Origin of the sequence: Chryseobacterium defluvii, assembly GCF_014204415.1 — a bacterium.
GTDB classification, from domain to species: domain Bacteria; phylum Bacteroidota; class Bacteroidia; order Flavobacteriales; family Weeksellaceae; genus Chryseobacterium; species Chryseobacterium defluvii_A.
Genome location: NZ_JACHLE010000002.1, coordinates 93,592 through 114,842, shown reverse-complemented (window position 1 = coordinate 114,842; position 21,251 = coordinate 93,592). Strand labels below are relative to the sequence as shown.

The following is a 21,251-nucleotide window of genomic DNA, read 5'->3' as shown; positions in this document are numbered from 1 at the left end:
CAATGCATGTCAAATATAAATTTTATATTTGCACCCAAAATAAACTTTAATGAAAAAAGTAATCTCTACAACTAATGCCCCTGCAGCTATCGGACCTTACTCTCAGGCCAATTTGGCGAACGGAGTCCTGTATATTTCCGGCCAGATCCCTGTAGACCCGTCAACAGGTAAATTGGTGGAAGGAATTGTAAAAGAGACCCATCAGGTAATGAAAAACCTTGAGGCAATCCTTACTGAAGCCGGAATGACCTTTAAAAATGTTGTAAAGGCTACAATTTTTCTTAAAAATATGGATGACTTTGCTGTGATGAATGATATTTACGCTTCATATCTTGATGCGGAAAGCTACCCGGCCCGTGAAACCGTACAGGTTTCCTGCCTGCCTAAGAATGTAGATATTGAAATTTCAATGATTGCACACCAGGATTAATGAACTTTTTAAGAAATACATTGGCGGTTTTGGTTGGCCTGGTTATAGCAGGACTTATTATTACTCTTGGGATAAGGGTTTTTCCGCAATGGGTTACTTTTGAGGCTTTTGCTCCTTTTGACCAGTGGCAGAGATTTCTGCAGAGCATGCAGAATGATGATGCATTCTTTGGTTTTCTACTGTTTATTTCAGGATTGGGTACCACAATCGGGGGGATAGCAACTGCAATCATCGTAAAATACGCAAAAGTGGCCTATGCTATTCTTATCGGCTTTATTATGCTGTTTATAGCGATGCTGGATGTTATTATTTTCCCTTATCATCCTACCTTCTATAAAATCTCCATATTTCTCACCTTTTTCCCTTTTTCGTGGATCGGGGGTAAAATTGTAGATATCATTTATGAAAGGAACAGGAAAAAAAGGATCGCTGATAAAATGAACAAATCATAAATAAAAAAACGCTGCATAACGCAGCGTTTCTTTTTAACTAAGTATGTCTATTAAGGCATTTTAAAGCCTTTCGTATAGATCCTTCCATATTCATCTACAAATTTCACCTGTACATTCCCTTGGTACTTATCCAAAATCTTTTCTACATCTTTCTCTGAATTAACAGGCTTGCCGTTAACCTCTATCACGATATAATTGTCAAAAATACCTATTTTGGACATTTCGCCGCCGTCTATTACATTTCTGGCCACTACACCGCTGTTCAGTCCGTAATCAGTTTTGAATCGCTCGCTTAAATTCTCAAAATTCGATCCTATTTTTTCAGTTACACTCAGATCAGCTTTTGTTCGTGTGGAAGTTCCGCCTTTCTGGTCTTTTAAGGTTACCAGTGAGGTAATTTCCTTGCCGTTTCTTGAGTAGGTTACCTGTACCTTATCTCCGGGCCTTTTGCTTCCTATGGCTGCTGAAAGGTCTGCGAAATCTGTCACAGCATAGCTATCGATTTTAGTGATAACGTCCCCTGTTTTCATACCTGCATCCTGTGCTCCGCTGTTATCGGAGAAACCTCTGATGTAAACCCCCGAGCCTCCTTTGATATCGGTTTTGAACTCTTTGTTATAGGCTGCGATCTGCTTTTCGTCGGAAAGGTCTATTGATGAAACTCCCAGGAAGCCTCTCTGTACAAGTCCGAAATTCTTAATATCCTCAACAATTTTTCTGGCCAGATTAGATGGAACCGCAAAGCCATATCCCTGATAATATCCTGTAGTGGACTGGATGGCAGAATTGATCCCGATAAGATCCCCATTGGAATTCACTAATGCTCCTCCCGAGTTCCCCGGATTAATGGCGGCATCTGTTTGAATAAAGCTTTCAATAGGATTGCTTGCTTTTCCCTGGGAACTTAAAATGCCGATTCCCCTTCCCTTAGCAGAAATAATTCCGGCAGTAACTGTAGAATTAAGTCCCAGTGGATTTCCTACCGCCAGAACCCATTGCCCTACTTCAATATTATCGGAATTGGCAAAATTGAGATAAGGAAGTCCTTTTTCTTCAATTTTCAGTAATGAGATATCCGTATTAGGGTCTGTTCCCACTAATGTGGCAATATAAGATTTTTTGTTGCTTAGTACCACCTCCAGTTTATTGGCTCCGGCTACAACGTGATTATTGGAAATAATATAGCCATCCGGAGAAATGATTACTCCCGAACCCATGCCCGAAGGAATGTTGTCCGGCTGCTGTTTCTGCCTCTGTTGACCTCTTCCTCCTTGCGGGTCTCCGAAAAAGAAATCAAAAATATCCTGCTCGGATGCCCTGCTGGATGCCCTGTTCTGGTAATTTTTAATAGTAACCACAGCAGGAACGGTAGTTTTGGCAGCCTTCACGAAATCATCTCCTGTCATTGCAGTATTCATTCCCACAAACGAGGCATTGGATGATGAGGTGAAATAAGACTGGTCGGCATTATTGGAAGTATGGCCGAAATATTGTAATGTGCCAACGGCAGTAGCTCCTGAAACTACTCCAACCACTGCAAATGGTAATAGTTTTTTTAAAGTACTCTTCATTGTATATCTTCTTTTTTATGTTTTACAGTAAACAAATTTACTGCTTAATAAGTATGCAATTAGTATGCTATGTTTCAATTTTAACTAAAATTTAACAGGAATAGTAGTGATTTACAGGTTTTGTCACAATGTCTAGGGCCTGAATTAAGAAAACTTAAAAATTTATTAAAAGAAAAACGCCTGTTTTTAAGGTCATAGAGCTGTCATATTTAGGGATAAGCAGATTGAATTGAAAAATACCTATCTTTGCAGAAATATTTTTCTCACTTAAAACGTTTATAGCATGCAACTGTACAACACATTAAGCGCAGAAGAAAGAGCTCAGCTAATTGATGAAGCCGGTAAGGAACGTCTTACATTGTCTTTCTATGCGTATGCCAAAATTGAAGATCCCCAAAAATTTCGCGACGAATTATTTATAGCCTGGAATGCTCTTGATGCTCTTGGCCGTATTTATGTTGCCAAAGAAGGAATTAATGCTCAGATGAGTGTTCCTGCGGATCAGTTTGAAGCATTTCGCGATACGTTGGAAGTTTACAGCTTTATGAGAGGCATTCGTCTGAATGTAGCGGTGGAGCAGGACAATCATTCTTTTTTAAAACTGACCATAAAAGTGAGGCATAAAATTGTTGCTGACGGTTTGGATGATGATACCTTTGATGTTACCAATAAGGGAATTCACTTAAAAGCACAGGAATTTAATAATCTGCTTGAAGATCCTAATACCATTGTAGTCGATTTTAGAAATCACTATGAGAGTGAAGTGGGGCATTTTGAAGGCGCTATTACTCCTGATGTAGAAAATTTCAGAGAAAGTTTACCAGTTATCAACGATCAATTGCAGGATTTTAAAGAAGATAAAAATTTGTTAATGTATTGTACGGGGGGAATTCGTTGTGAAAAAGCCAGTGCTTACTTTAAACATCAGGGCTTTAAAAACGTTTACCAGTTAGAAGGCGGAATCATTGAGTATACACGTCAGATAAAAGAAGAAGGGATAGAAAGTAAGTTTATTGGCAAGAACTTCGTATTTGATCACCGATTAGGAGAAAGAATTACAGACGACATCATTGCGCAGTGCCATCAATGCGGTAAGCCTTGTGATAACCATACCAATTGTGCTAACGATGCCTGTCATTTATTGTTTATTCAATGTGATGAGTGTCAGGCTGCAATGGAGAATTGCTGCTCTACAGGATGTCTGGATACCATACATTTACCTTGGGAAGAACAGGTAAAATTAAGAAAAGGATTGCAAGTTGGAAATAAAGTGTTCAGAAAAGGGAAATCCGAAGTGCTGAAGTTTAAAAATTCAGGCGATTTGCCAACTAAACCTTTAGCTAAAGCCGAAACAAAAAATATCCGCCAGAAAATATCCGTTAAAAAAGTGTTGATCGGAAAGGCTGAACATTATTATTCAAAATCAAAAATTGCCCAGTTCCTGATTGAGAATAAAGAACTTTCGGTAGGTGACAAAGTATTGGTCTCAGGCCCTACAACCGGTGATCAGGAGCTTATAGTCACTGAGATCTATGTAAATGGAGGTCCGTGTGAAACGGCAAAAAAAGGGGATCAGATTACTTTTGAACTTCCATTCAGAATTCGTCTGTCCGATAAATTATATAAAATTACACCGGCTGAAAATGCATAATACTTATGTTAAAAGCTGAGCTTAGAAAAAAATACATGCAAAAAAGAAAAACCTTGTCTCCCGATGAGGTTTTCTTGTTATCCGATAGGATTTTCAAAAATTTTATTGATTATTTTAAACCTGTAGCCGGGCAGAAAGTACACATTTTCATGCCCATTGAGAAATTTAATGAAGTGGATACGAGGATCTTTATTGATTATTTTCTGGCACAGGATATCAGAGTGTTTGTCCCTAAAGTTGCCAATACCCTTATTTCCGTGGAAATCTTTGAAAATACCGAATATGAAACAAGCAGCTTGGGAATTTCCGAGCCTGTTTCCAATGAGGACTCCGGAGAAGCTCACTTTGATTATGTAATTGCTCCTTTATTATATTGTGATAGTGGAGGGAATAGGGTAGGATACGGGAAAGGCTTTTATGACGGCTTTTTCCAAAGTATTTCTTCAGTGTCCAAAAAGGTGGGGATCAACTATTTTGATCCTGATGAAACTATAGATGATGTGTGGAAAAATGATATTCCTCTGGACTATTTGGTAACCCCGGTTAAAGTACTGTCTTTTTTTAATGGCTTGGAATAAAAATTCAGGAAGTAGAATTTAAACTCCTTTTTAAACTTGATGGGAGCGGAGCTTAGAATATATTGTGCATTTTTCTCAAAAATCCCGACAGATTTATTCTTTTCATCAAAATATTCCACATTAAATTTGGCATAATCTAAAGTGTCTTTTTTATAATAGTCCTTATACACTTCCAATTTATTGACTTTTACACTTTTTACTTTCAGGCTGTCGAGTTCACGGAATAGTTTGCTGAAAGTAGAACTGTCAGGCTCGTAGAAATAGCTTTCCATCTGAGAGTAAATAAGGGTGTCAATTTCAGTGTTCCTGTTTCCGGAAAGATAGAGTGTAGAGAGATCCAGAAGTTCCTGTACCTTTTGTTTGGTGATGGAATTAATGGCCTGCATGCTATCCATCTGTACCGCAGGATAGCTTTTGGTATTGGTGCTGGTTCTTAGTTTTTCAAGATCACTCAGCTCTGTTCTTTTATTATTACAGGCAGCAAAAGCGAGGATAAGCATGGTGAAAATTAAAAAGCTATTTATTTTTTTCATCGGTACTTGTTATTTTAAATTTGATGGAGATAATTTTTCCTTTTTTGTCTTTTTCCATTTTAATGACATTAAGGTTTTTAAGCGAGGTTGTCGGTGTGGTCACCAGCGTGATATACTTTTGTTTATCCAGAGTCTCTATTCCATAAGTATTGTTATCATATACCTGATAGATCACCGCATCATTGCTGATCAGATTCTCTAATTGCTTTCGTTTTTGCTTGACTAGGGCTAATTGCTCTTCTTTCGGAGCCCCCGTAACATCTTTTCTGGAGAAATAGTAGACCGCCATTTTATAATCGTCAGGTTTTAGTTCTATCATTTCCTCATCCGGGGCATTCTCAAGATTTCTGTTTATTTTAAGGGTTTCATAGAATGGGGCACTGATCTCCATTTTCAGATTTTTATCCTTGGTAGGATAATAGAAGCACTCTCCGGGTTTTACCTTATATAAAAGATCAGATTCATTTTCCTTGATTATTTTGATCTCCAGGGTATTGATGACGGCTGTTCCTCTGTCGGCATCCGTAAAGCAATATTTATATTCTTCGGAAAAAATTTCATCTTTAAAGCCCAGTATCCCGGTCACCACAATCAAAATGGAAGTAATGATCGCCCATGCATTTTTGCGGACGAAATTTTTGTTTGTTTTTATAGGGGTGATCTCGGCAGTCTCTGTCAGATTTTTATTTGTATTAACAAATTGATTTTCAGTATTTGTTTTTTGTAAATCGGTGACTTCGGGAGCTTTAAATTCAATTTTTGCGGGCTGAATTTCAGTTTTGGGCTGATCCGGTGAATCAGCAACCGTTTTTTCCAATTCCTGAATCTCATTTTCATTAAGATCTTCCTCGTCAAGAAGTAATTCTCCGGCAAAAAGATGCTGTTTCTTAAACTCATACCAGGAACTATAACCTGCATAAATACTCAATAAATTGAGCATATCGATCCGGGGTAATTTATTTACGGGAGATGTTTTGAAATAAGTGTAGAATGATTTTTCACTGATGTTGCCCTTGGCCCTTTTTCGGAGATCCTCCTGGAAATATATGATGTCTATACCCTTCCATTTTGAAATATCATCATAGGAAGGGGTATGTTCTTTTAAATATTGAGCCTGAACATCCTTTTTCAGCTGCTCGAAGTGTAATAGATCTAGATCTGTCAATTTTTCAAAAAATAATTAAACTGTTGATTATCAGATAAGTTTTTTTGTAAAACTATTTTACAAAGGTATTACAATTATTTTTCATAAACAAGTTTTGTATCTGCTATACCTTTGTCTTGTTCAAATAACAGAACAAAAGAAAAATTTTATAAAACAATATTAACAAAATTAAATTTAATTTATTATGAAAAAGTCATTATTCGTAGCTGCTATCGCTGCAATCTCTTTAGTTGCTTGTAAAAAAACTGAAGCTACTTCTACTGAAGGTGCTGTTGATTCAGCTGCTGCTGCTACTACTGATTCAGCTGCTGCTGTAGTTGACTCTGCTGCTCAGGTTATCGATTCTGCTGCTTCTACTGCTGTAGACGCTACTAAAGATGCTGCTGCTGCTACAACTGCTGCTGGTGCTGAAGTTGCTAAAGATGCTGCTGCTGGTGCTGCTGACGCTGCTAAAGGAGCTGCTGATGCTGCTAAAGGAGCTGCTAAAGATGCTAAAGAAGCTGTAAAAGACGCTACTAAAAAATAATTAGTAACCTTTTACTAAAAATAAAGGAACCGTTTCACCCAGTGAAGCGGTTTTTTTATTGCCTGAATTTTAATATAAAATTGTTTCTGAGCCATTAAGGTATTAAAATATGCTTTGCTTTAAGTTTAAAAATCAGAATGATTGATTTTAATGATCCTTTATTTCTTAAATCCTCCTTAATGGTTTAAAATATAAGATACTTTATTTAAATTCTATCCAGTTCATTTATCATTCTGATGTCACGAAGAATCTAAATGATAAATGGATATTCATCACTTAGTCTGGCATGACAATTTATAAGGGTTTTACAAGAGGGTTATTTTTCCTGCGACCTCTTTTGCCTTAGAGATTCATAGCACGTGATGGCTACGGCATTGCTTAGGTTTAAAGAATCAATGCTTCCGGTCATGGGAATTAATGTGTTTTCCCCTTTCCCGACCCAGAAATCACTTAAACCCGAATGCTCGGTTCCAAACAGGATCGCTGATCTTTGCGTGAGATCCCTTTTGTAAAGATCCTCGGCACTCTCATCCATGATAGTTGTATAAATATTGAATTGGTTTGACTTTAAAAAGTCTAAGGTTTCCTGATTCTCTGCCTGAAAGACTTCCATCCCAAAGAGGCAGCCTACACTGGACCGGATGACATTGGGATTGTAGAAATCTGTTTTTGCATCTGTTACAATTAAAGCATCAATTCCGAAAGCTTCACAGCTTCTTAAAATAGCACCCAGGTTTCCGGGCTTTTCAACTCCTTCTACGATAATAACAGTAGAATTGTCTTTAGGGCTGAATGAGCTGAGAGGATTTTCTTTAGCATGATAGACCCCGATAATCCCTTCTGATGTCCCGCGATAGGCTATTTTTTCATAGATCTTTTCAGTAACATAATGTATTTTTGAATCGGGAAGTTTTCCGGTAAAAATATTTTCACAGATAAAAAACTCTACCGCTTCGAAACTGTACTGTTGGGCCCTTTCATTTTCCTGTTGGCCTTCAACCGTAAAAAACCCGGATTTTTTTCTGAACCGGTTATCGGTCAAAAGTTTTGTAATGTATTTTATTTTATCGTTTTGAAAACTCTCAATCATTTTGTGATTCGATTAGATTATCAGGATTGTCTATTAAGCTCTGTGGAAGTTCTTTTTTATTTTTGATGCCCAAAGATTTCAGCTTCTGAGTCTGGGTAACTAGATTGTCATTTCCAGTGGATAATTGTTTATAGGCGTCGTTATATACATTTTTCGCCTGATCCAGATTTTTGCCTACTTTTTCCAGATTATCTACAAACCCGACAAATTTATCGTATAATTTCGCCCCTCTTTCGGCAATTTCCATTGAGTTTCTATTCTGATATTCCCGTTTCCAGAGATCCGCAATAAGCTTTAAAGAAGTAATTAAATTACTGGGATTCAATAATAAGATCCTTCTTTCGTAAGCATAGTTCCACAGGTTTTGATCACCCTGCATGGCTGCAATATAGGCGGGTTCACTCGGAATGAACATCATGACAAAATCCAGTGATTTCCCAAAATCATCATAGGCCTTCTGGCTCAATTGCTGGATGTGGTTTTTGATGGAAGATAAATGCTGATTCAGCTTCATGGCATAAACATCGACATCGGTTTCATCCACTAATTCCGTAAAAGCTGTTAAGGAAACTTTTGAATCGATGATCACATTTCTTTCATCGGGATATTTAATAACGGCATCAGGCCGCATTTTTTTGCCTGAAAACTCAGAGAATAAAGCTTTGTTATCTTCATCACGCAGTTCATGCTCAAGGAAATATTCTCTTCCTTTTACCAGACCGGATTTTTCAAGGATGCTTTCAAGGATCATTTCACCCCAGTTTCCCTGGGTTTTGCTTTCGCCTTTTAAAGCCCGGGTTAATTTTTTAGCATCTTCAGAGATCTGTTGATTGAGATCTGCCAGTTCTTTTACTTTTTCAGCCAGTGAGAAACGTTCTTTATTTTCTTTCTCATAAGCCTCGTTAACTCTGTTCTTTAAATCAACAATTTTTTCCTGAAAAGGTTCAAGAATGGTTTTAAGGTTATTCTGATTAAGAGTTGTGAATTTCTCTGTCTTCTCGTCTAATATTTTATTGGCTAAATTCTCAAATTGAAGTTTTGCTTCTTCCTGAATTTTGGCAATTTCCTCTTTCTGGGTTTCAAGAGACTTTTGTAAACTTTCATTGATGGCGGAAAGTTCAGAGTTTTTAGCGAAAATATTTTGTTTTTCTTCTAAAAGAGCCTCGATTTGAGTAGTTTGTTTGGTGTTGATCTGTTTTTGTTCCTGGAACTGGGTATTTAAAGAAGAATGTTCAGCAGAGATTTTGGCAAACTCGTTTTTAAGATCATTTAACAGATCCGTTTGCTGTTGATTCAGTTCTTTTTCTTTGTTGATGTTTTGATTGAGTTCCTGTATTTTCAGGTTTGAATTTTCCAGATCCGAATTGTTTCTAATATGTAGATTGTTCAATTCGTCATAAAAATTTCTTGAAACCGTAGATGATTTCAAGATAAAATATAAAATAACTGCTCCAAGAATTCCCCCTGCAATAAATCCGATGATCAAGTATGTTAATTCCATGTTTCAAAATTACAAAAAGAAAAATTGATTTTATGAATGGAAAACCGTAGAATTTTGTTTTGAAAATAGTATTTATTGGTCATGATCTTTGCTATTCCGTAAAAATTTCTACTATGAAAAACCGTTTAGATTCCTGCGGAATGCCAAAAGTGTTGATTGTGCCTACAAATTAAACATTCTTAGTTGAAGATAGGATCTCTATATTTCTTACCACATCACTGCTTTCACATTTCTTTAATTCTTTGGCTAAAGCAGGAGTTAAGATTTTTGGGCTTAAGATTTGTGTAGCTATTTTGGCGGCAGCGTAGTCAACAATATTAATAACGGATCCTCTTAAAAAGTTAGGGGTATTGGATGCAATCACGGCTGTGGCCCATGAGGTTTCCCGTGCCCTGGAAATGGCAAAATCCAAAACGGAATTGTCTTTCCCGTTTGAGATCTTATCAATCAGGTCTACAGGGTAACAGATCTTATTCAGAGAGTCCTGGACTTTTTGGTTGATGGAAGCAATAACAGAATTGATGTTTTCAAAATCTTTTTTAAGCGGGTTGATCTTCCGGTAAGGCATAATGGATGCCGCTGAGACTCCCAGATCCAGATTGATGTGTGCATTCATTCCCAGGAAGATATGCTGTAGAATGAGAAGGTCCTTATTCCTGGCTGCTTCAAAAGCGAGATGCCAGGAATGGGTGCATTTTTTACCTTTGCTGTAACTGTCCCATGCCTCGAGGTACCTTTTGGCAAAGGCTATATCCAGCGTTGTCATCCTCGGATTGTCTTCGAATTTTTTCTGTTGGATACCCTTTAAAACCTGAGCGGTCATTATCCGGTATGTGCATGCGAAGTAGCCGACAGGACTTTTATTTTCTTTGCTCCAGATGATCATCTCATCGAGTTTTTTTAGGACCTCTTCTATGGTTTTCATGATTTCGGGTTTATATGCTTTACAGTCAAAAATAAAGAAAATATCCCGTTTGTCTATCAGTGAAAAACCGGAAAATTATGAATCTGATACTGCCTGTTTAGGGATCTTTAATTATTCAATACAAATTTCGGATTAACTTAAATTCCTGTTCTTTTTCTCTTTTTTTATCTCATTCAGGGTGTTGATATTAATAAGTAAAATGGGAAGCAGCGCAATAGGAACAGCCGTAAGAGGATTGAATTCTTTTTTGACGATGTTGAGGAAAATAGTTGCTGCGAATAATACCAATAATGCTCCGCAAAGTAAAGAAGTAACTGTTTTGACGGTTTTCTCATGTTTAAGCAATTCTTCATTGCTCATTTCCTGTATTTTTTTGCCTTTCATGCTTTAAAAATTTTTATTTAAGGGTTTTCCTGTGATATTTCGGCATGATGCTTCAGATATAAAGGCAAAGCAGCAGATCCGTACCAGGGAAAAATTTCATAGCTGAAAACTCCTGCCTGAACTGCCGGGTCTGTTTTTACCCATTGTTCGGCTTCTTCTTTCGATTTGGTATTGAAAATAAACATTCCGCGGAAGTTGTGATTGTTTTTTTCCAGAAATGGCCCGGCAACAGTAATTTTGCCTTCATCAGCCAGTTTTCCGATATTGTTTAAATGCCCTTTCATCAGTTCGCCCATTTTGGTTTTATCCTCTATTTTTGTGGGCCCTGTGGTAAGCATTACGATGGTATAGGCTTTCATGCCATATTTGTCAGCATCTAAAGAAGTTGCTAGTTCCTGATTGAACTTTGGCTTTTCGGATTTTTCGACTGTGGTATTCTGATTTCCTGAAGTTCCGTCTTTTCCGGGCTTTCCGTCCTGGCCTTTAGTGTGAATGGCACAGGAAGTAAACAGTAAACTCAATATTAAAGCTGAGAGAAAATTTTTCATATAATTTAATTTTTTATTCTTAAAAATTCTTTTGCCAATTCGATCATTTTAGGATCTCCGGTATATTTTCCGTATTCATCGGATAATTTTACGGTTGGGATCCATTCTTTATTCGGTGCCTGTACCCCGATCAGCTTCATGACGATATTCATGGGCTTCAATCCTACATCATTGGTGAGATTGGTGCCTATCCCAAAGGAGATTCCTATTTTTCCTCTACAGTAATTGGTGATCTCTTCCACCTTTTCAAGATTGAGCCCGTCGGAAAAAATAATATACTTAAATAAAGGATTGATCCCGTTTTTCTGATAATGGGCAATTGTTTTATCGGCAAATTCAAGCGGATCTCCGCTGTCATGACGTACTCCATCAAAGAGTTTGGCAAACTTTTTATCAAACTGCTGGAAGAATACATCTGTAGTATAAGTATCTGAAAGGGCAACTCCCAGATCGCCCCTATAGACATCTACCCAATGCTCCAGTGCGAGTTCGTTGGCCATTTTGAAGCCATATTCCGCAGCGTGGAACATGAACCATTCATGGGCGTGAGTCCCTATGGGCTTTACATTATATTTCATGGCAAAATGAACGTTGGAGCTGCCGATAAAAGTGGATTCTTTTTTCTGTATCAGGGCTTCCATTACCAGATTCTGAACATTATAAGAATGTCTTCTCCGGGTACCGAATTCTGCAAAGTTCACACCCAGTTTATTGAGCTGTTCGGCTTTTTCCAGTGTTCTGCGCATTACAATATCATTGGCATCCCGTTCCATATGGTTCATTTCATAATGAAGCTCACTGATCAGCGCCAGTAAAGGGACTTCCCATAGAATTGTCCTGTACCAAAGACCTTCAACGGTAACCCTGATGTCATTTCCTTCCTGATGAACTGTTACTTCCGATGGGTCGTAATGATAGCCTTCAAGGAAATCAAGGTATGGGAGATCCAGGTAAGGACAGGTTCTTGCTAAAAATTTTTTCTCTTCTTTTGTAAGTTTGAGTTCTGCCATTTTTTTGACTGCTTCACGCAGGGCGGCATCAAAACCTTCGGGAAAATGGTGTTTTCCTCTGTTTATAAATTCATATTTTACGATCTGGCTGGGAAATAATTTGACCACTGCATTCTGCATGGTAATTTTATAGAAATCATTGTCGAGAATTGAATTCAACCGAACTTCTTGCATAAGTGTTATTTTAAACAAAAATAGAATTAAAAAAATAAAAATCGCCCTATATAAAAGACGATTTTGAAATATCCGGATGATTTTATCCTGTTTATTTTCCCAGATAGGAGTTGTACATCCAGACTTCTTTTTCCTGTTCTGTGATATAGTCGCTCATTTGGGAGTTGGTTCCTTCATCTCCCGCCGTATCGGTGATGTCCAGCAGCTCTCTTTGCAGGTCAATGACTACTTTGAAAGAGTTCAGGATGTTTTCTACACTTTTGGTCGCATCACTTACTTCTTTACTTTCCTTAATCGTAGAGACTTTCAGATAGTCTGAATAATTATGTGCAGGTGTTGCGCCCAAAGTAAGGATCCTTTCAGCAATTTCATCGATCTTTAAGACCAGGCTGTTATACAACTCTTCAAATTTGGGATGCAGGGTAAAAAACTGATCCCCTTTAATGTTCCAGTGCGAACCTCTGGTATTCTGATAGAATATGGAATAATTCGCCAAAAGGACATTCAGTTTTTCTGCGATCTTTTTGCAGTCGGCTTCTTTAAGGCCGATAATACTGGCATTTTTCATAATTTAAATGGTTTATATCACAAATTTATTGAAATATTGTGCCAGACCGTTTGAATGTTGATAGATGATAACTATAACAGGATTTTTTAAAATAATTTGATGAGAATTCTTTAATATTGCGGAGATGGAAAGTTCATTGATTAACGAAGGCTTTAAAAAATATAAAATCCTGGCAGTAATTATTGTCGGAGTTTATTTTCTGCAGACTTTTTTTCTTTCGTATGGAGGGATAGGATCCGATAGTTTATCGTATTTCGGAATTGCGGCAGACCTGCCTGAACCGGAAACTGATCTTTTTCCTTTGGGATATCCTATATTGTTACAGGTGTTTCATATTCTGTTTAATGATTATTTCTGGGCTTCTAAATTTTTGAATCTTTTCTTTACTGTATTCATTTTAGTTTTTTCCTATAGTAAGAGATTTTATTTTAGGGAAACGGTATTGCTGTTTATGGGAAAGACGCTTTTCTTCGTTTTTACGAGTGCACTTTCGGAAGGGCCATTCATTTTCCTGATGTATTTTCTTTTTTATTTTTTTTATCAGATTTTTGTGGGAAGAGGAAACTTAAATAAAAATGCTGTTGCGGCTTCTCTTATAATGATCGGGATGTTTACGGTAAGATATTCCGGAATCTATATTTATCTGGCAGTGTTTCTTTTCTCTTTATTTCTGTCTTTTATAAGGAAAGACAGGTATTATAGTAATGCCTTACTACTGTTTTTAGCAATTTCAGGGATTGGAATAGCGGGTTATCTGTTTTTTAATTTTCAAACATTCGGAAGCTTTACGGGGGAGCAACTGAGGGGAGAAGCAGGAGATATAGCTCCTGTTTATATTTTACGGGATCTTTTGGGGGTTGCTAATACTATAGATCCTTTTATAGGGATAAAGCCTGCGTCCAGCAGTATGGCGAGTATTGGCTTTCAGCTTCTTATTTTAATGATAGATGTTTTTGTTTTTATTTACTTCCTCAGGTATTACAGAAAAGCAAAAGAAACATCTCTTTATTACTTTCATGTTTTGTTATGGATAATGGCAGGAGTTTATGCTTTCTCCTTGCTTTTTTCAGGGTGGTTTCAGCAAATAGAGGAAATGAATGTAAGAATGCTGGCAGCCGCTAATTTTTGTTTATTCTTCTCTTTCCTTATATTGTATTACCAGTATAATAAGGATGACAGGTGGATATGGAGAATAGGTTGTTTTTTTCTTGTATTCCTTACTCTGTACAATTTGAAAGACCCGGGGAACTATCTGGAGAACAGGAATAAGATTAAACCCCAAATGTCAAAATTTACGAAAAAGAGGTATCTCTTCAATAATGAGACCAATGTAGTGACGGTTACTACCTATCATTTTCCGGTTATTAACAAGTCTTTTAAATACCAGCATACCAACAGCCAGAAAGGCAAACTTAAAGAAAGCATTGCCGGCAGTCTGAATCCTAAAATAAAATGGATCAAAAAAGATACCGTCCGTGATAAGTCCCAGGTACTGTACACTTCCGAACTTTCTTTTGAATAAATACCAGATAAATGGCTATCAAAGACGATTATTTGTCTTTTTGCTCATTTTCAGCGCATTAAATAAAATTTAACAAAAAGTATAATTTATAGATAACTGCTTGTCAATTAAAAAATTATTACTATTTTTGCACCCTAAAATAAAAAGCAATTAAATGCCTACTATTCAACAATTAGTAAGAAAAGGAAGAGCCACGCTTGCCAAGAAGAGCAAATCGGCTGCCCTTGATTCTTGTCCACAAAGACGAGGTGTATGTACGAGAGTATATACTACCACTCCTAAGAAACCTAACTCTGCACTTAGAAAAGTAGCAAGGGTAAGACTTTCTAACGGAAAAGAAGTCAACGCCTACATCCCGGGCGAAGGACATAATCTTCAAGAGCACTCGATAGTATTGGTAAGAGGCGGAAGGGTGAAAGACCTACCGGGAGTACGTTACCACATCGTAAGAGGTGCATTAGACACTGCAGGTGTAAATGGAAGAACACAGAGAAGATCGAAGTATGGAGCTAAGAGACCTAAACCAGGCCAGGCGGCTGCAGCACCAGCAAAAGGAAAGAAAAAATAATCATTAAATAAGGTACAGAAACAATGAGAAAGACAAAAGCGAAAAAAAGACCGTTGTTACCAGATCCAAAATTTAATGATCAGTTGGTAACAAGATTCGTAAATAACCTAATGCTTGATGGTAAAAAGTCAATCGCATTCAAAATTTTCTATGATGCATTAGATATCGTAGAAACTAAAAAAGGAGATAACGAGAAGACAGCCCTTGAAATCTGGAAAGATGCACTTACTAATGTAATGCCTCACGTAGAAGTACGTTCCAGAAGAGTAGGTGGAGCTAACTTCCAGATCCCTATGCCGATCAGAGCTGATAGAAAAATTTCTATGGCAATGAAATGGTTAATTAAATATTCAAAAGCTAGAAATGATAAGTCTATGGCTTTAAAATTAGCTAATGAAGTTGTTGCAGCTTCCAGAGAAGAAGGTGCAGCGTACAAGAAAAAGAGTGATACTCACAAAATGGCGGAAGCTAACAAGGCTTTCTCACACTTTAAATTCTAGTTTGAAATGAGTAGAGATCTTAAATTTACAAGAAACATTGGTATTGCTGCTCACATTGATGCAGGGAAAACTACCACTACAGAAAGAATTTTATTCTATACAGGTAAAACCCACAAGATTGGTGAAGTTCACGAAGGTGCTGCAACAATGGACTGGATGGAGCAGGAAGCAGAAAGAGGGATCACCATTACTTCTGCTGCAACTACTTGTAGCTGGAACTTTCCAACAGATCAAGGGAAATCTTTACCTGAAACAAAACCTTACCACTTCAACATTATCGATACACCGGGACACGTTGACTTCACAGTAGAAGTAAACAGATCTTTGAGAGTATTAGACGGATTGGTATTCTTATTCTCTGCAGTAGATGGAGTAGAGCCTCAGTCTGAAACAAACTGGAGACTTGCTGACAACTACAAAGTGGCGAGAATGGGATTCGTAAACAAAATGGACAGACAGGGTGCTGACTTCCTTAACGTTGTAAAACAAGTTAAAGAAATGTTAGGTTCCAATGCAGTTCCAATCGTTTTACCAATCGGTGCTGAAGAAGATTTCAAAGGGGTTGTAGACCTAATTAAGAACAGAGCTATCATCTGGGACGATGCAGGACAGGGAGCTACTTTCGAGGTAGTGCCGATTCCTGAGGACATGAAAGATGAAGTTTTAGAATACAGAGAGAAATTAGTAGAAGCTGTAGCTGATTATGATGAAACTTTGATGGAGAAATTCTTCGAAGATCCGGATTCAATTTCTGAAGAAGAGATCAATGAAGCTCTTAGAAAAGCTACTATCGATCTTTCTATTATTCCAATGACTTGTGGTTCTTCATTCAAGAACAAAGGAGTTCAGTTCATGTTAGATGCAGTTTGTAAATATCTTCCTTCTCCATTAGATAAGGATAATATTACAGGAACTAATCCTGATACAGATGCTGAAATTGAAAGAAAGCCGGATGTAAAAGAGCCTTTCTCTGCATTAGCATTTAAGATTGCTACTGACCCGTTCGTAGGTAGATTGGCATTCTTCAGAGCTTATTCAGGAAGACTGGATGCAGGTTCTTATGTTCTTAACACAAGATCAGGAAACAAAGAAAGAATTTCCAGAATCTATCAGATGCACGCTAACAAGCAAAATCCTGTAGAATTTATTGAAGCAGGAGATATTGGTGCAGCTGTAGGATTTAAAGATATTAAAACAGGAGATACCTTATCCGATGAGAAAAACCCTATCGTTCTTGAATCGATGATTTTCCCTGATCCGGTAATTGGTATCGCTGTTGAGCCTAAAACTAAGGCAGACCAGGATAAAATGGGTAACGCTTTAGCCAAATTAGCTGAAGAAGATCCTACTTTCCAGGTTAAAACTGACGAAGCTTCAGGACAAACTATTATCTCAGGGATGGGTGAGCTTCACCTTGACATTATTGTTGACCGTATGAGAAGAGAGTTTAAAGTAGAAGTTAATCAGGGGCAGCCTCAGGTAGAATACAAAGAAGCTCTTACACAAACTGCCAACCACAGAGAAGTTTACAAAAAGCAATCCGGAGGTAGAGGTAAGTTCGCAGATATCGTATTCACAATTGGTCCTGCTGACGAAGGTAAAACCGGTCTTGAATTCATTAATGAAATCAAAGGAGGTAACATTCCTAAAGAATTTATCCCTTCTGTAGAAAAAGGTTTCAAAGAATCTATGAAGAATGGTCCTTTAGCCGGATTTGAAGTTGAAGCTATGAAGATTACATTGAAAGACGGATCTTACCACCAGGTTGACTCGGACCAGTTATCTTTCGAATTAGCTGCTAAAATGGGATTCAAGGAAGCTGGTAGAGCTGCAAAAGCTGTGATCATGGAACCTATTATGAAACTGGAAGTTGTAACTCCGGAAGAATATATGGGGGATATCGTAGGTGACCTTAACAGAAGAAGAGGTACTGTAAACGGTATGGATGACAGAAATAATGCAAAAGTTATCAAGGCTTTCGTTCCGCTTTCTGAAATGTTTGGATATGTAACTTCATTGAGAACATTATCTTCTGGTAGAGCTACATCTTCTATGGAGTTTGAGAAATATGAAGCTGCTCCGTCAAACGTTGCTGAAGAAGTAATCGCTAAGGCTAAAGGTTAATATTTAAATTAGATTAAAATGTCACAAAGAATCAGAATAAAACTAAAATCTTACGATTACAATTTAGTAGACAAGTCTGCTGAGAAAATCGTAAAAACGGTAAAGGCTACCGGCGCTGTTGTAAACGGGCCAATTCCATTGCCAACCAATAAGAGAATCTTCACTGTGTTGAGATCTCCGCACGTAAACAAGAAGGCCAGAGAACAGTTCCAACTTTCTGCTCACAAGAGATTGATGGATATCTACTCTTCTTCTTCCAAAACTGTGGATGCTCTGATGAAGTTAGAACTTCCTTCAGGTGTAGACGTAGAAATTAAAGTGTGATAATTGCATACTTTGCAATGATTATAATAAAATCCGTTCCTTTTTTTGGGACGGATTTTTTATTTATAGAAAAAAATCTTTAGTGTGTTTTTAATTTAATACTATTATGTATTACAAGGTTCTATTTATTTTATATATTTGTAAAAAAATTGTTATGAAAAAAATACTATTATTCATGTTGATGATCAGTTTATCCGTTACAGGTCAGACCCATCGTTTTATTTATGAATATCATTTCAAAACAGATTCCACATCCACAGAGTACAGAAAAGCCAATATGGTACTGGATATTAACCCGGAAGATGTGAAATTTTATAACTATGAGTTTGTAAAAACAGATTCCATCAACAAAACAAGAGGAGAGAACAGTGCTATGTGGGATGACACTCCGGCAATGATCCGGAAGAAAAATTCCAACACCAATTCCAATTATATTTTGATACAGAATCTGTTTATTGTAGATACGGAAGATCAATTAAACTGGAAGCTTTCTAATGAGACCAAAAGTCTTGGCGGTTATACTTTGCAGAAAGCCACAACGAAATTTGGTGGCAGGAATTGGACAGCATGGTTTACAAAAGATATCAACCTCAATGAAGGACCATATAAATTCAGGGGATTGCCGGGTCTTATCTTTGAAATAAGCGACGATAAAGATAACTTTAAATTCTCTTTAGTGAAGAGCTATAAACTGGCTAAAACCTATGAAACCAGAGAAATTCTTGAAAATTTTGCAGGGCAGAAACCTGTAAAGATCCCTGAAGCCAGGCTCAGGAAAATGATGCTGGATAATTATAATGATCCGCTTCACGACTTCAAAGAGCATTTTGAAAAAAATACGGATCCTTCAGCCCGCTTTATGGTAATGGGGATTGAAGTAAAACGTCCGGAACAGCTCAAGGAATTATCTGATATGATGCAAAAGAATATTAAGAAAAATAATAATCCCATAGAACTGGATAAGGCGATAAGATATTAAGATACCTGCGGACTATTATCTGACTTTAAGCCCATGAAGGTCTATATATTTGGAAAGAGTTATATTTAAGACATGTTTAAATGGCTCATAGAAGATTGGCTGATCTAAATAGTTATCCTTATCATAATTTAATGCTGCTTAATTGCTTTTTTATCTACTCAATCCTGTATTTATTGACAAATGCTTTATAGTTTATTTTTTAGCATGATATTAACAGTACGTGATACATACGTACTGTTGCTGTTGTATTGAGTAGCTAAATCCTGGATGATGTAAATCTTATAGAATAATATTCCACAATGCAACTTTTCAGAGATCATAACTCCCTGAAATTTCTGTAGCGGATCATCGAAAATGATTTTGAAAAGAATACAGATTTATAAATACATTCTTTAGAGATGGAAATTGGCGGGAAATGCCTTGAATAGCCCAAGTAGCTATTGGAAAAATAGATAAAAAAGCAAAAATAAAAGCGCTCTATCTGATATTTAAGTCTAAAAATTACTCGTTTCTCGAGGATTTTTTTTCTTATGTATATATCTCACATATTTGATTATTTTTTATTAGTTTTCACTATTTGTATGTTATTTTTATATATGCGTTTGTGTATTTTTTTTATTATAAATTTAATCATTTTGCTTGATGTTTGTTGATTGAATAAAAAGAATAAATAAAATTTGGATACATAAAATTTTAAATTTACTTTCGCGGAATAATTCTTCGATTAAGTGAAATAATAATTATTGACAATGCCTGTATTCCCTTCTGTGCTTGTTAAAAATCAAAATTATTATTATATCTCTTGATGCAAGAATTCCCCAAAAAACATAAATAATTAAATAACAAAATAAGTATTAGATGAAAAAAAATTTATTACAATTAAGTACGTATGTATTTACTTCGCTACCAATTGCTATATTAGGTCAGGTTGGGATTAACACTTATACCCCTTCAGCAACACTTGACATTATTACCAAAGCCCCGGAAACCAAGTCTCTGGAAATTAATAACACATCAGATGTGGAAACATTTACAGTATTAGACAATGGAAATGTAGGAATAGCAGATGCTTCACCTCTTGTACCGGTACATTTTAAACTAAATAACACACCTACAACATCAGCAACAAGCATCGGGAGCCAGAATTATGATGTTACCGGCTTTATTTCGGACCAGACTTTGCAGGCGGCAAGTACCAATGCAAATAATACACAGAGCTTGTTTCAGGGTATTTTTTCATATACGGGAAGTGCAAAAAATAATAACGTGTTTACGGTAAATGCGGTTTCGCGTCCGCCAGCTTTGAATAGTTATTCTAGTACAAATGCTCTTAATGTTGTTTCCGAGAATATAAATACGAGTAACGGTACAATATCCGCAATAAATGCTGTAAGCAGGTCCTCGGCAAATATTGGAACACTTACAGGAAGTATGATTGGCTTTTCTAATGACACAGGAACTGCAGTTCTGGCAACAGGATTAAGTGTCAAAAACTCAAATGCTGCAGGTGCTAACATTACAAATTATAAAGGTATAGATATAAGCAACCTGACAAATTCCGGGAGTATAACAAATACTACAGGTATTTTTATAGGATCCCTGACTGCCGGAACGCAAACATCCAAATATTCTATCCAGTCTACTGATATTACCGCCGGAATGTGGCATAGAGGAAGGCTGAGCTTAACCCCTTTGGTAGATCCTAATACTACAGGCACTCAACTAACGACATCCTCTTTAGCGGTAGCGATAGATGGGGATACCACGCTCCCTACAAGCGGCTTTGGAGCCAGTCAGAATACAATCGTAATGGGGGACGGGTTTGTAACTACCAATCCTACTTATACATTGCCTAATCCTAATACTGCAAAAGGAAGGCTGTATACCATTATTGTCACAAGCTCAATGTCTCCTGTTAATCTTAGTGCGGCCGGAGGTGCTAATATTTATCATATTACAGATACAGGGGAATATTTGGGAGAAGCTTCTTATACTTTACAGAAAGGAAGCAGGACGTATATTTCCGATGGATTTAGCTGGTACGTTACGGCAAGTACTACGGAGCAGAATGTCAGTGGAAATTATCCTAACTAAAATATAATAAAAACTCGCCCATTTCGGCGGAGTT

Annotated in this window: 22 protein-coding genes; 12 read left to right on the top strand and 10 right to left on the bottom strand. The window is 37.0% G+C overall.

The window, feature by feature from the left end:
* The first annotated feature begins 49 nt into the window (after positions 1–49).
* Complete coding sequence (locus HNP38_RS08995) at positions 50–430, top strand: RidA family protein (protein WP_184188037.1); 381 nt, start codon at positions 50–52, stop codon at positions 428–430.
* A complete protein-coding gene (locus HNP38_RS08990) occupies positions 430–882 on the top strand; it encodes a hypothetical protein (protein WP_184188035.1) in 453 nt (150 codons plus the stop codon). Before HNP38_RS08995 ends, HNP38_RS08990 begins: the two co-directional genes overlap by 1 nt.
* A 50-nt stretch (positions 883–932) precedes the next feature.
* Here HNP38_RS08990 and HNP38_RS08985 read toward each other — a convergent pair whose 3' ends face one another.
* Positions 933–2,453 carry a trypsin-like peptidase domain-containing protein gene (locus HNP38_RS08985; RefSeq protein ID WP_184188031.1) on the bottom strand — a complete coding sequence of 507 codons (1,521 nt, stop codon included), beginning with the start codon at positions 2,451–2,453 and terminating at the stop codon, positions 933–935.
* Positions 2,454–2,736: 283 nt separating this feature from the next.
* On the opposite strand from HNP38_RS08985, the gene HNP38_RS08980 reads away from it, so the two are divergent.
* Both HNP38_RS08980 and HNP38_RS08975 read left to right on the top strand, forming a co-directional pair.
* Positions 2,737–4,104, top strand: coding sequence for a rhodanese-related sulfurtransferase (locus HNP38_RS08980; RefSeq protein WP_184188028.1), 1,368 nt, complete (start codon positions 2,737–2,739; stop codon positions 4,102–4,104).
* Positions 4,105–4,139: 35 nt separating this feature from the next.
* Positions 4,140–4,682 (top strand): 5-formyltetrahydrofolate cyclo-ligase, encoded by a 543-nt coding sequence (locus tag HNP38_RS08975; protein ID WP_262888915.1) that lies wholly within the window; start codon positions 4,140–4,142, stop codon positions 4,680–4,682.
* Here the strand turns inward: HNP38_RS08975 and HNP38_RS08970 are convergent.
* Together HNP38_RS08970 and HNP38_RS08965 are read right to left on the bottom strand one after the other, a co-directional pair.
* Positions 4,631–5,215, bottom strand: coding sequence for a hypothetical protein (locus HNP38_RS08970; RefSeq protein ID WP_184188021.1), 585 nt, complete (start codon positions 5,213–5,215; stop codon positions 4,631–4,633). The two genes, HNP38_RS08975 and HNP38_RS08970, sit on opposite strands and share 52 nt — an antisense overlap.
* Positions 5,199–6,380 carry a hypothetical protein gene (locus HNP38_RS08965; RefSeq protein ID WP_184188017.1) on the bottom strand — a complete coding sequence of 394 codons (1,182 nt, stop codon included), beginning with the start codon at positions 6,378–6,380 and terminating at the stop codon, positions 5,199–5,201. The genes HNP38_RS08970 and HNP38_RS08965 overlap by 17 nt, the downstream gene beginning before the upstream one ends.
* 184 nt (positions 6,381–6,564) lie before the next feature.
* On the opposite strand from HNP38_RS08965, the gene HNP38_RS08960 reads away from it, so the two are divergent.
* Positions 6,565–6,906 carry a hypothetical protein gene (locus HNP38_RS08960; RefSeq protein WP_184188014.1) on the top strand — a complete coding sequence of 114 codons (342 nt, stop codon included), beginning with the start codon at positions 6,565–6,567 and terminating at the stop codon, positions 6,904–6,906.
* A gap of 316 nt (positions 6,907–7,222) precedes the next feature.
* Here the strand turns inward: HNP38_RS08960 and HNP38_RS08955 are convergent, their stop codons facing one another.
* From HNP38_RS08955 to HNP38_RS08925, 7 genes are all read right to left on the bottom strand, one after another.
* A complete protein-coding gene (locus tag HNP38_RS08955; protein ID WP_184188011.1) occupies positions 7,223–7,996 on the bottom strand; it encodes a TrmH family RNA methyltransferase in 774 nt (257 codons plus the stop codon).
* Entirely contained in the window at positions 7,989–9,497 is a 1,509-nt protein-coding gene (gene rmuC / locus HNP38_RS08950) for a DNA recombination protein RmuC (RefSeq protein ID WP_184188008.1), read from the bottom strand. The genes HNP38_RS08955 and rmuC overlap by 8 nt, the downstream gene beginning before the upstream one ends.
* 169 nt (positions 9,498–9,666) lie before the next feature.
* The gene (locus HNP38_RS08945) at positions 9,667–10,422 is read right to left on the bottom strand and encodes a DUF5995 family protein (RefSeq protein ID WP_184188005.1); all 756 of its coding nucleotides are present in this window, start codon (positions 10,420–10,422) and stop codon (positions 9,667–9,669) included.
* A 132-nt stretch (positions 10,423–10,554) separates the two neighbouring features.
* On the bottom strand, positions 10,555–10,806 hold the full coding sequence (locus HNP38_RS08940; protein WP_184188002.1) for a redox-active disulfide protein 2: 252 nt from the start codon (positions 10,804–10,806) through the stop codon (positions 10,555–10,557).
* Positions 10,807–10,823: 17 nt separating this feature from the next.
* A complete protein-coding gene (locus tag HNP38_RS08935) occupies positions 10,824–11,354 on the bottom strand; it encodes a YciI family protein (protein ID WP_184187999.1) in 531 nt (176 codons plus the stop codon).
* A 5-nt stretch (positions 11,355–11,359) separates the two neighbouring features.
* Positions 11,360–12,538: a nicotinate phosphoribosyltransferase gene (gene pncB / locus HNP38_RS08930; RefSeq protein WP_184187996.1), complete on the bottom strand. Its 1,179-nt coding sequence runs from the start codon at positions 12,536–12,538 to the stop codon at positions 11,360–11,362.
* A gap of 91 nt (positions 12,539–12,629) precedes the next feature.
* Positions 12,630–13,106 carry a Dps family protein gene (locus HNP38_RS08925; RefSeq protein ID WP_184187994.1) on the bottom strand — a complete coding sequence of 159 codons (477 nt, stop codon included), beginning with the start codon at positions 13,104–13,106 and terminating at the stop codon, positions 12,630–12,632.
* A 124-nt stretch (positions 13,107–13,230) separates the two neighbouring features.
* Here HNP38_RS08925 and HNP38_RS08920 point away from each other — a divergent pair, with 124 nt between their 5' ends.
* From HNP38_RS08920 to HNP38_RS08890, 7 genes are all read left to right on the top strand, one after another.
* A complete protein-coding gene (locus tag HNP38_RS08920) occupies positions 13,231–14,628 on the top strand; it encodes a hypothetical protein (RefSeq protein WP_184187991.1) in 1,398 nt (465 codons plus the stop codon).
* Between the two features lie 154 nt (positions 14,629–14,782).
* Positions 14,783–15,196: a 30S ribosomal protein S12 gene (gene rpsL / locus HNP38_RS08915; RefSeq protein WP_002983146.1), complete on the top strand. Its 414-nt coding sequence runs from the start codon at positions 14,783–14,785 to the stop codon at positions 15,194–15,196.
* Between the two features lie 23 nt (positions 15,197–15,219).
* Positions 15,220–15,696, top strand: coding sequence for a 30S ribosomal protein S7 (gene rpsG / locus HNP38_RS08910; protein ID WP_007839548.1), 477 nt, complete (start codon positions 15,220–15,222; stop codon positions 15,694–15,696).
* A gap of 6 nt (positions 15,697–15,702) precedes the next feature.
* Entirely contained in the window at positions 15,703–17,820 is a 2,118-nt protein-coding gene (fusA, locus tag HNP38_RS08905; protein ID WP_184187988.1) for an elongation factor G, read from the top strand.
* 18 nt (positions 17,821–17,838) lie between these two features.
* Complete coding sequence (gene rpsJ, locus HNP38_RS08900) at positions 17,839–18,144, top strand: 30S ribosomal protein S10 (protein ID WP_002661363.1); 306 nt, start codon at positions 17,839–17,841, stop codon at positions 18,142–18,144.
* A 154-nt stretch (positions 18,145–18,298) separates the two neighbouring features.
* Complete coding sequence (locus HNP38_RS08895) at positions 18,299–19,123, top strand: GLPGLI family protein (protein ID WP_184187985.1); 825 nt, start codon at positions 18,299–18,301, stop codon at positions 19,121–19,123.
* 858 nt (positions 19,124–19,981) lie between these two features.
* Positions 19,982–21,217, top strand: coding sequence for a hypothetical protein (locus HNP38_RS08890; protein ID WP_184187982.1), 1,236 nt, complete (start codon positions 19,982–19,984; stop codon positions 21,215–21,217).
* Positions 21,218–21,251 lie beyond the last annotated feature (34 nt).

Coding starts and splice junctions, on each gene's coding strand:
- HNP38_RS08970 (WP_184188021.1), bottom strand. CDS start 5,215: ATGAAAAAAATAAATAGCTTTTTAATTTTCACCATGCTTATCCTCGCT.
- rpsG (WP_007839548.1), top strand. CDS start 15,220: ATGAGAAAGACAAAAGCGAAAAAAAGACCGTTGTTACCAGATCCAAAA.
- HNP38_RS08925 (WP_184187994.1), bottom strand. CDS start 13,106: ATGAAAAATGCCAGTATTATCGGCCTTAAAGAAGCCGACTGCAAAAAG.
- HNP38_RS08960 (WP_184188014.1), top strand. CDS start 6,565: ATGAAAAAGTCATTATTCGTAGCTGCTATCGCTGCAATCTCTTTAGTT.
- pncB (WP_184187996.1), bottom strand. CDS start 12,538: ATGCAAGAAGTTCGGTTGAATTCAATTCTCGACAATGATTTCTATAAA.
- HNP38_RS08920 (WP_184187991.1), top strand. CDS start 13,231: ATGGAAAGTTCATTGATTAACGAAGGCTTTAAAAAATATAAAATCCTG.
- rpsJ (WP_002661363.1), top strand. CDS start 17,839: ATGTCACAAAGAATCAGAATAAAACTAAAATCTTACGATTACAATTTA.
- HNP38_RS08955 (WP_184188011.1), bottom strand. CDS start 7,996: ATGATTGAGAGTTTTCAAAACGATAAAATAAAATACATTACAAAACTT.
- rmuC (WP_184188008.1), bottom strand. CDS start 9,497: ATGGAATTAACATACTTGATCATCGGATTTATTGCAGGGGGAATTCTT.
- HNP38_RS08945 (WP_184188005.1), bottom strand. CDS start 10,422: ATGAAAACCATAGAAGAGGTCCTAAAAAAACTCGATGAGATGATCATC.
- HNP38_RS08985 (WP_184188031.1), bottom strand. CDS start 2,453: ATGAAGAGTACTTTAAAAAAACTATTACCATTTGCAGTGGTTGGAGTA.
- HNP38_RS08895 (WP_184187985.1), top strand. CDS start 18,299: ATGAAAAAAATACTATTATTCATGTTGATGATCAGTTTATCCGTTACA.
- HNP38_RS08995 (WP_184188037.1), top strand. CDS start 50: ATGAAAAAAGTAATCTCTACAACTAATGCCCCTGCAGCTATCGGACCT.
- fusA (WP_184187988.1), top strand. CDS start 15,703: ATGAGTAGAGATCTTAAATTTACAAGAAACATTGGTATTGCTGCTCAC.
- HNP38_RS08890 (WP_184187982.1), top strand. CDS start 19,982: ATGAAAAAAAATTTATTACAATTAAGTACGTATGTATTTACTTCGCTA.
- HNP38_RS08975 (WP_262888915.1), top strand. CDS start 4,140: ATGCAAAAAAGAAAAACCTTGTCTCCCGATGAGGTTTTCTTGTTATCC.
- HNP38_RS08940 (WP_184188002.1), bottom strand. CDS start 10,806: ATGAAAGGCAAAAAAATACAGGAAATGAGCAATGAAGAATTGCTTAAA.
- rpsL (WP_002983146.1), top strand. CDS start 14,783: ATGCCTACTATTCAACAATTAGTAAGAAAAGGAAGAGCCACGCTTGCC.
- HNP38_RS08990 (WP_184188035.1), top strand. CDS start 430: ATGAACTTTTTAAGAAATACATTGGCGGTTTTGGTTGGCCTGGTTATA.
- HNP38_RS08980 (WP_184188028.1), top strand. CDS start 2,737: ATGCAACTGTACAACACATTAAGCGCAGAAGAAAGAGCTCAGCTAATT.
- HNP38_RS08935 (WP_184187999.1), bottom strand. CDS start 11,354: ATGAAAAATTTTCTCTCAGCTTTAATATTGAGTTTACTGTTTACTTCC.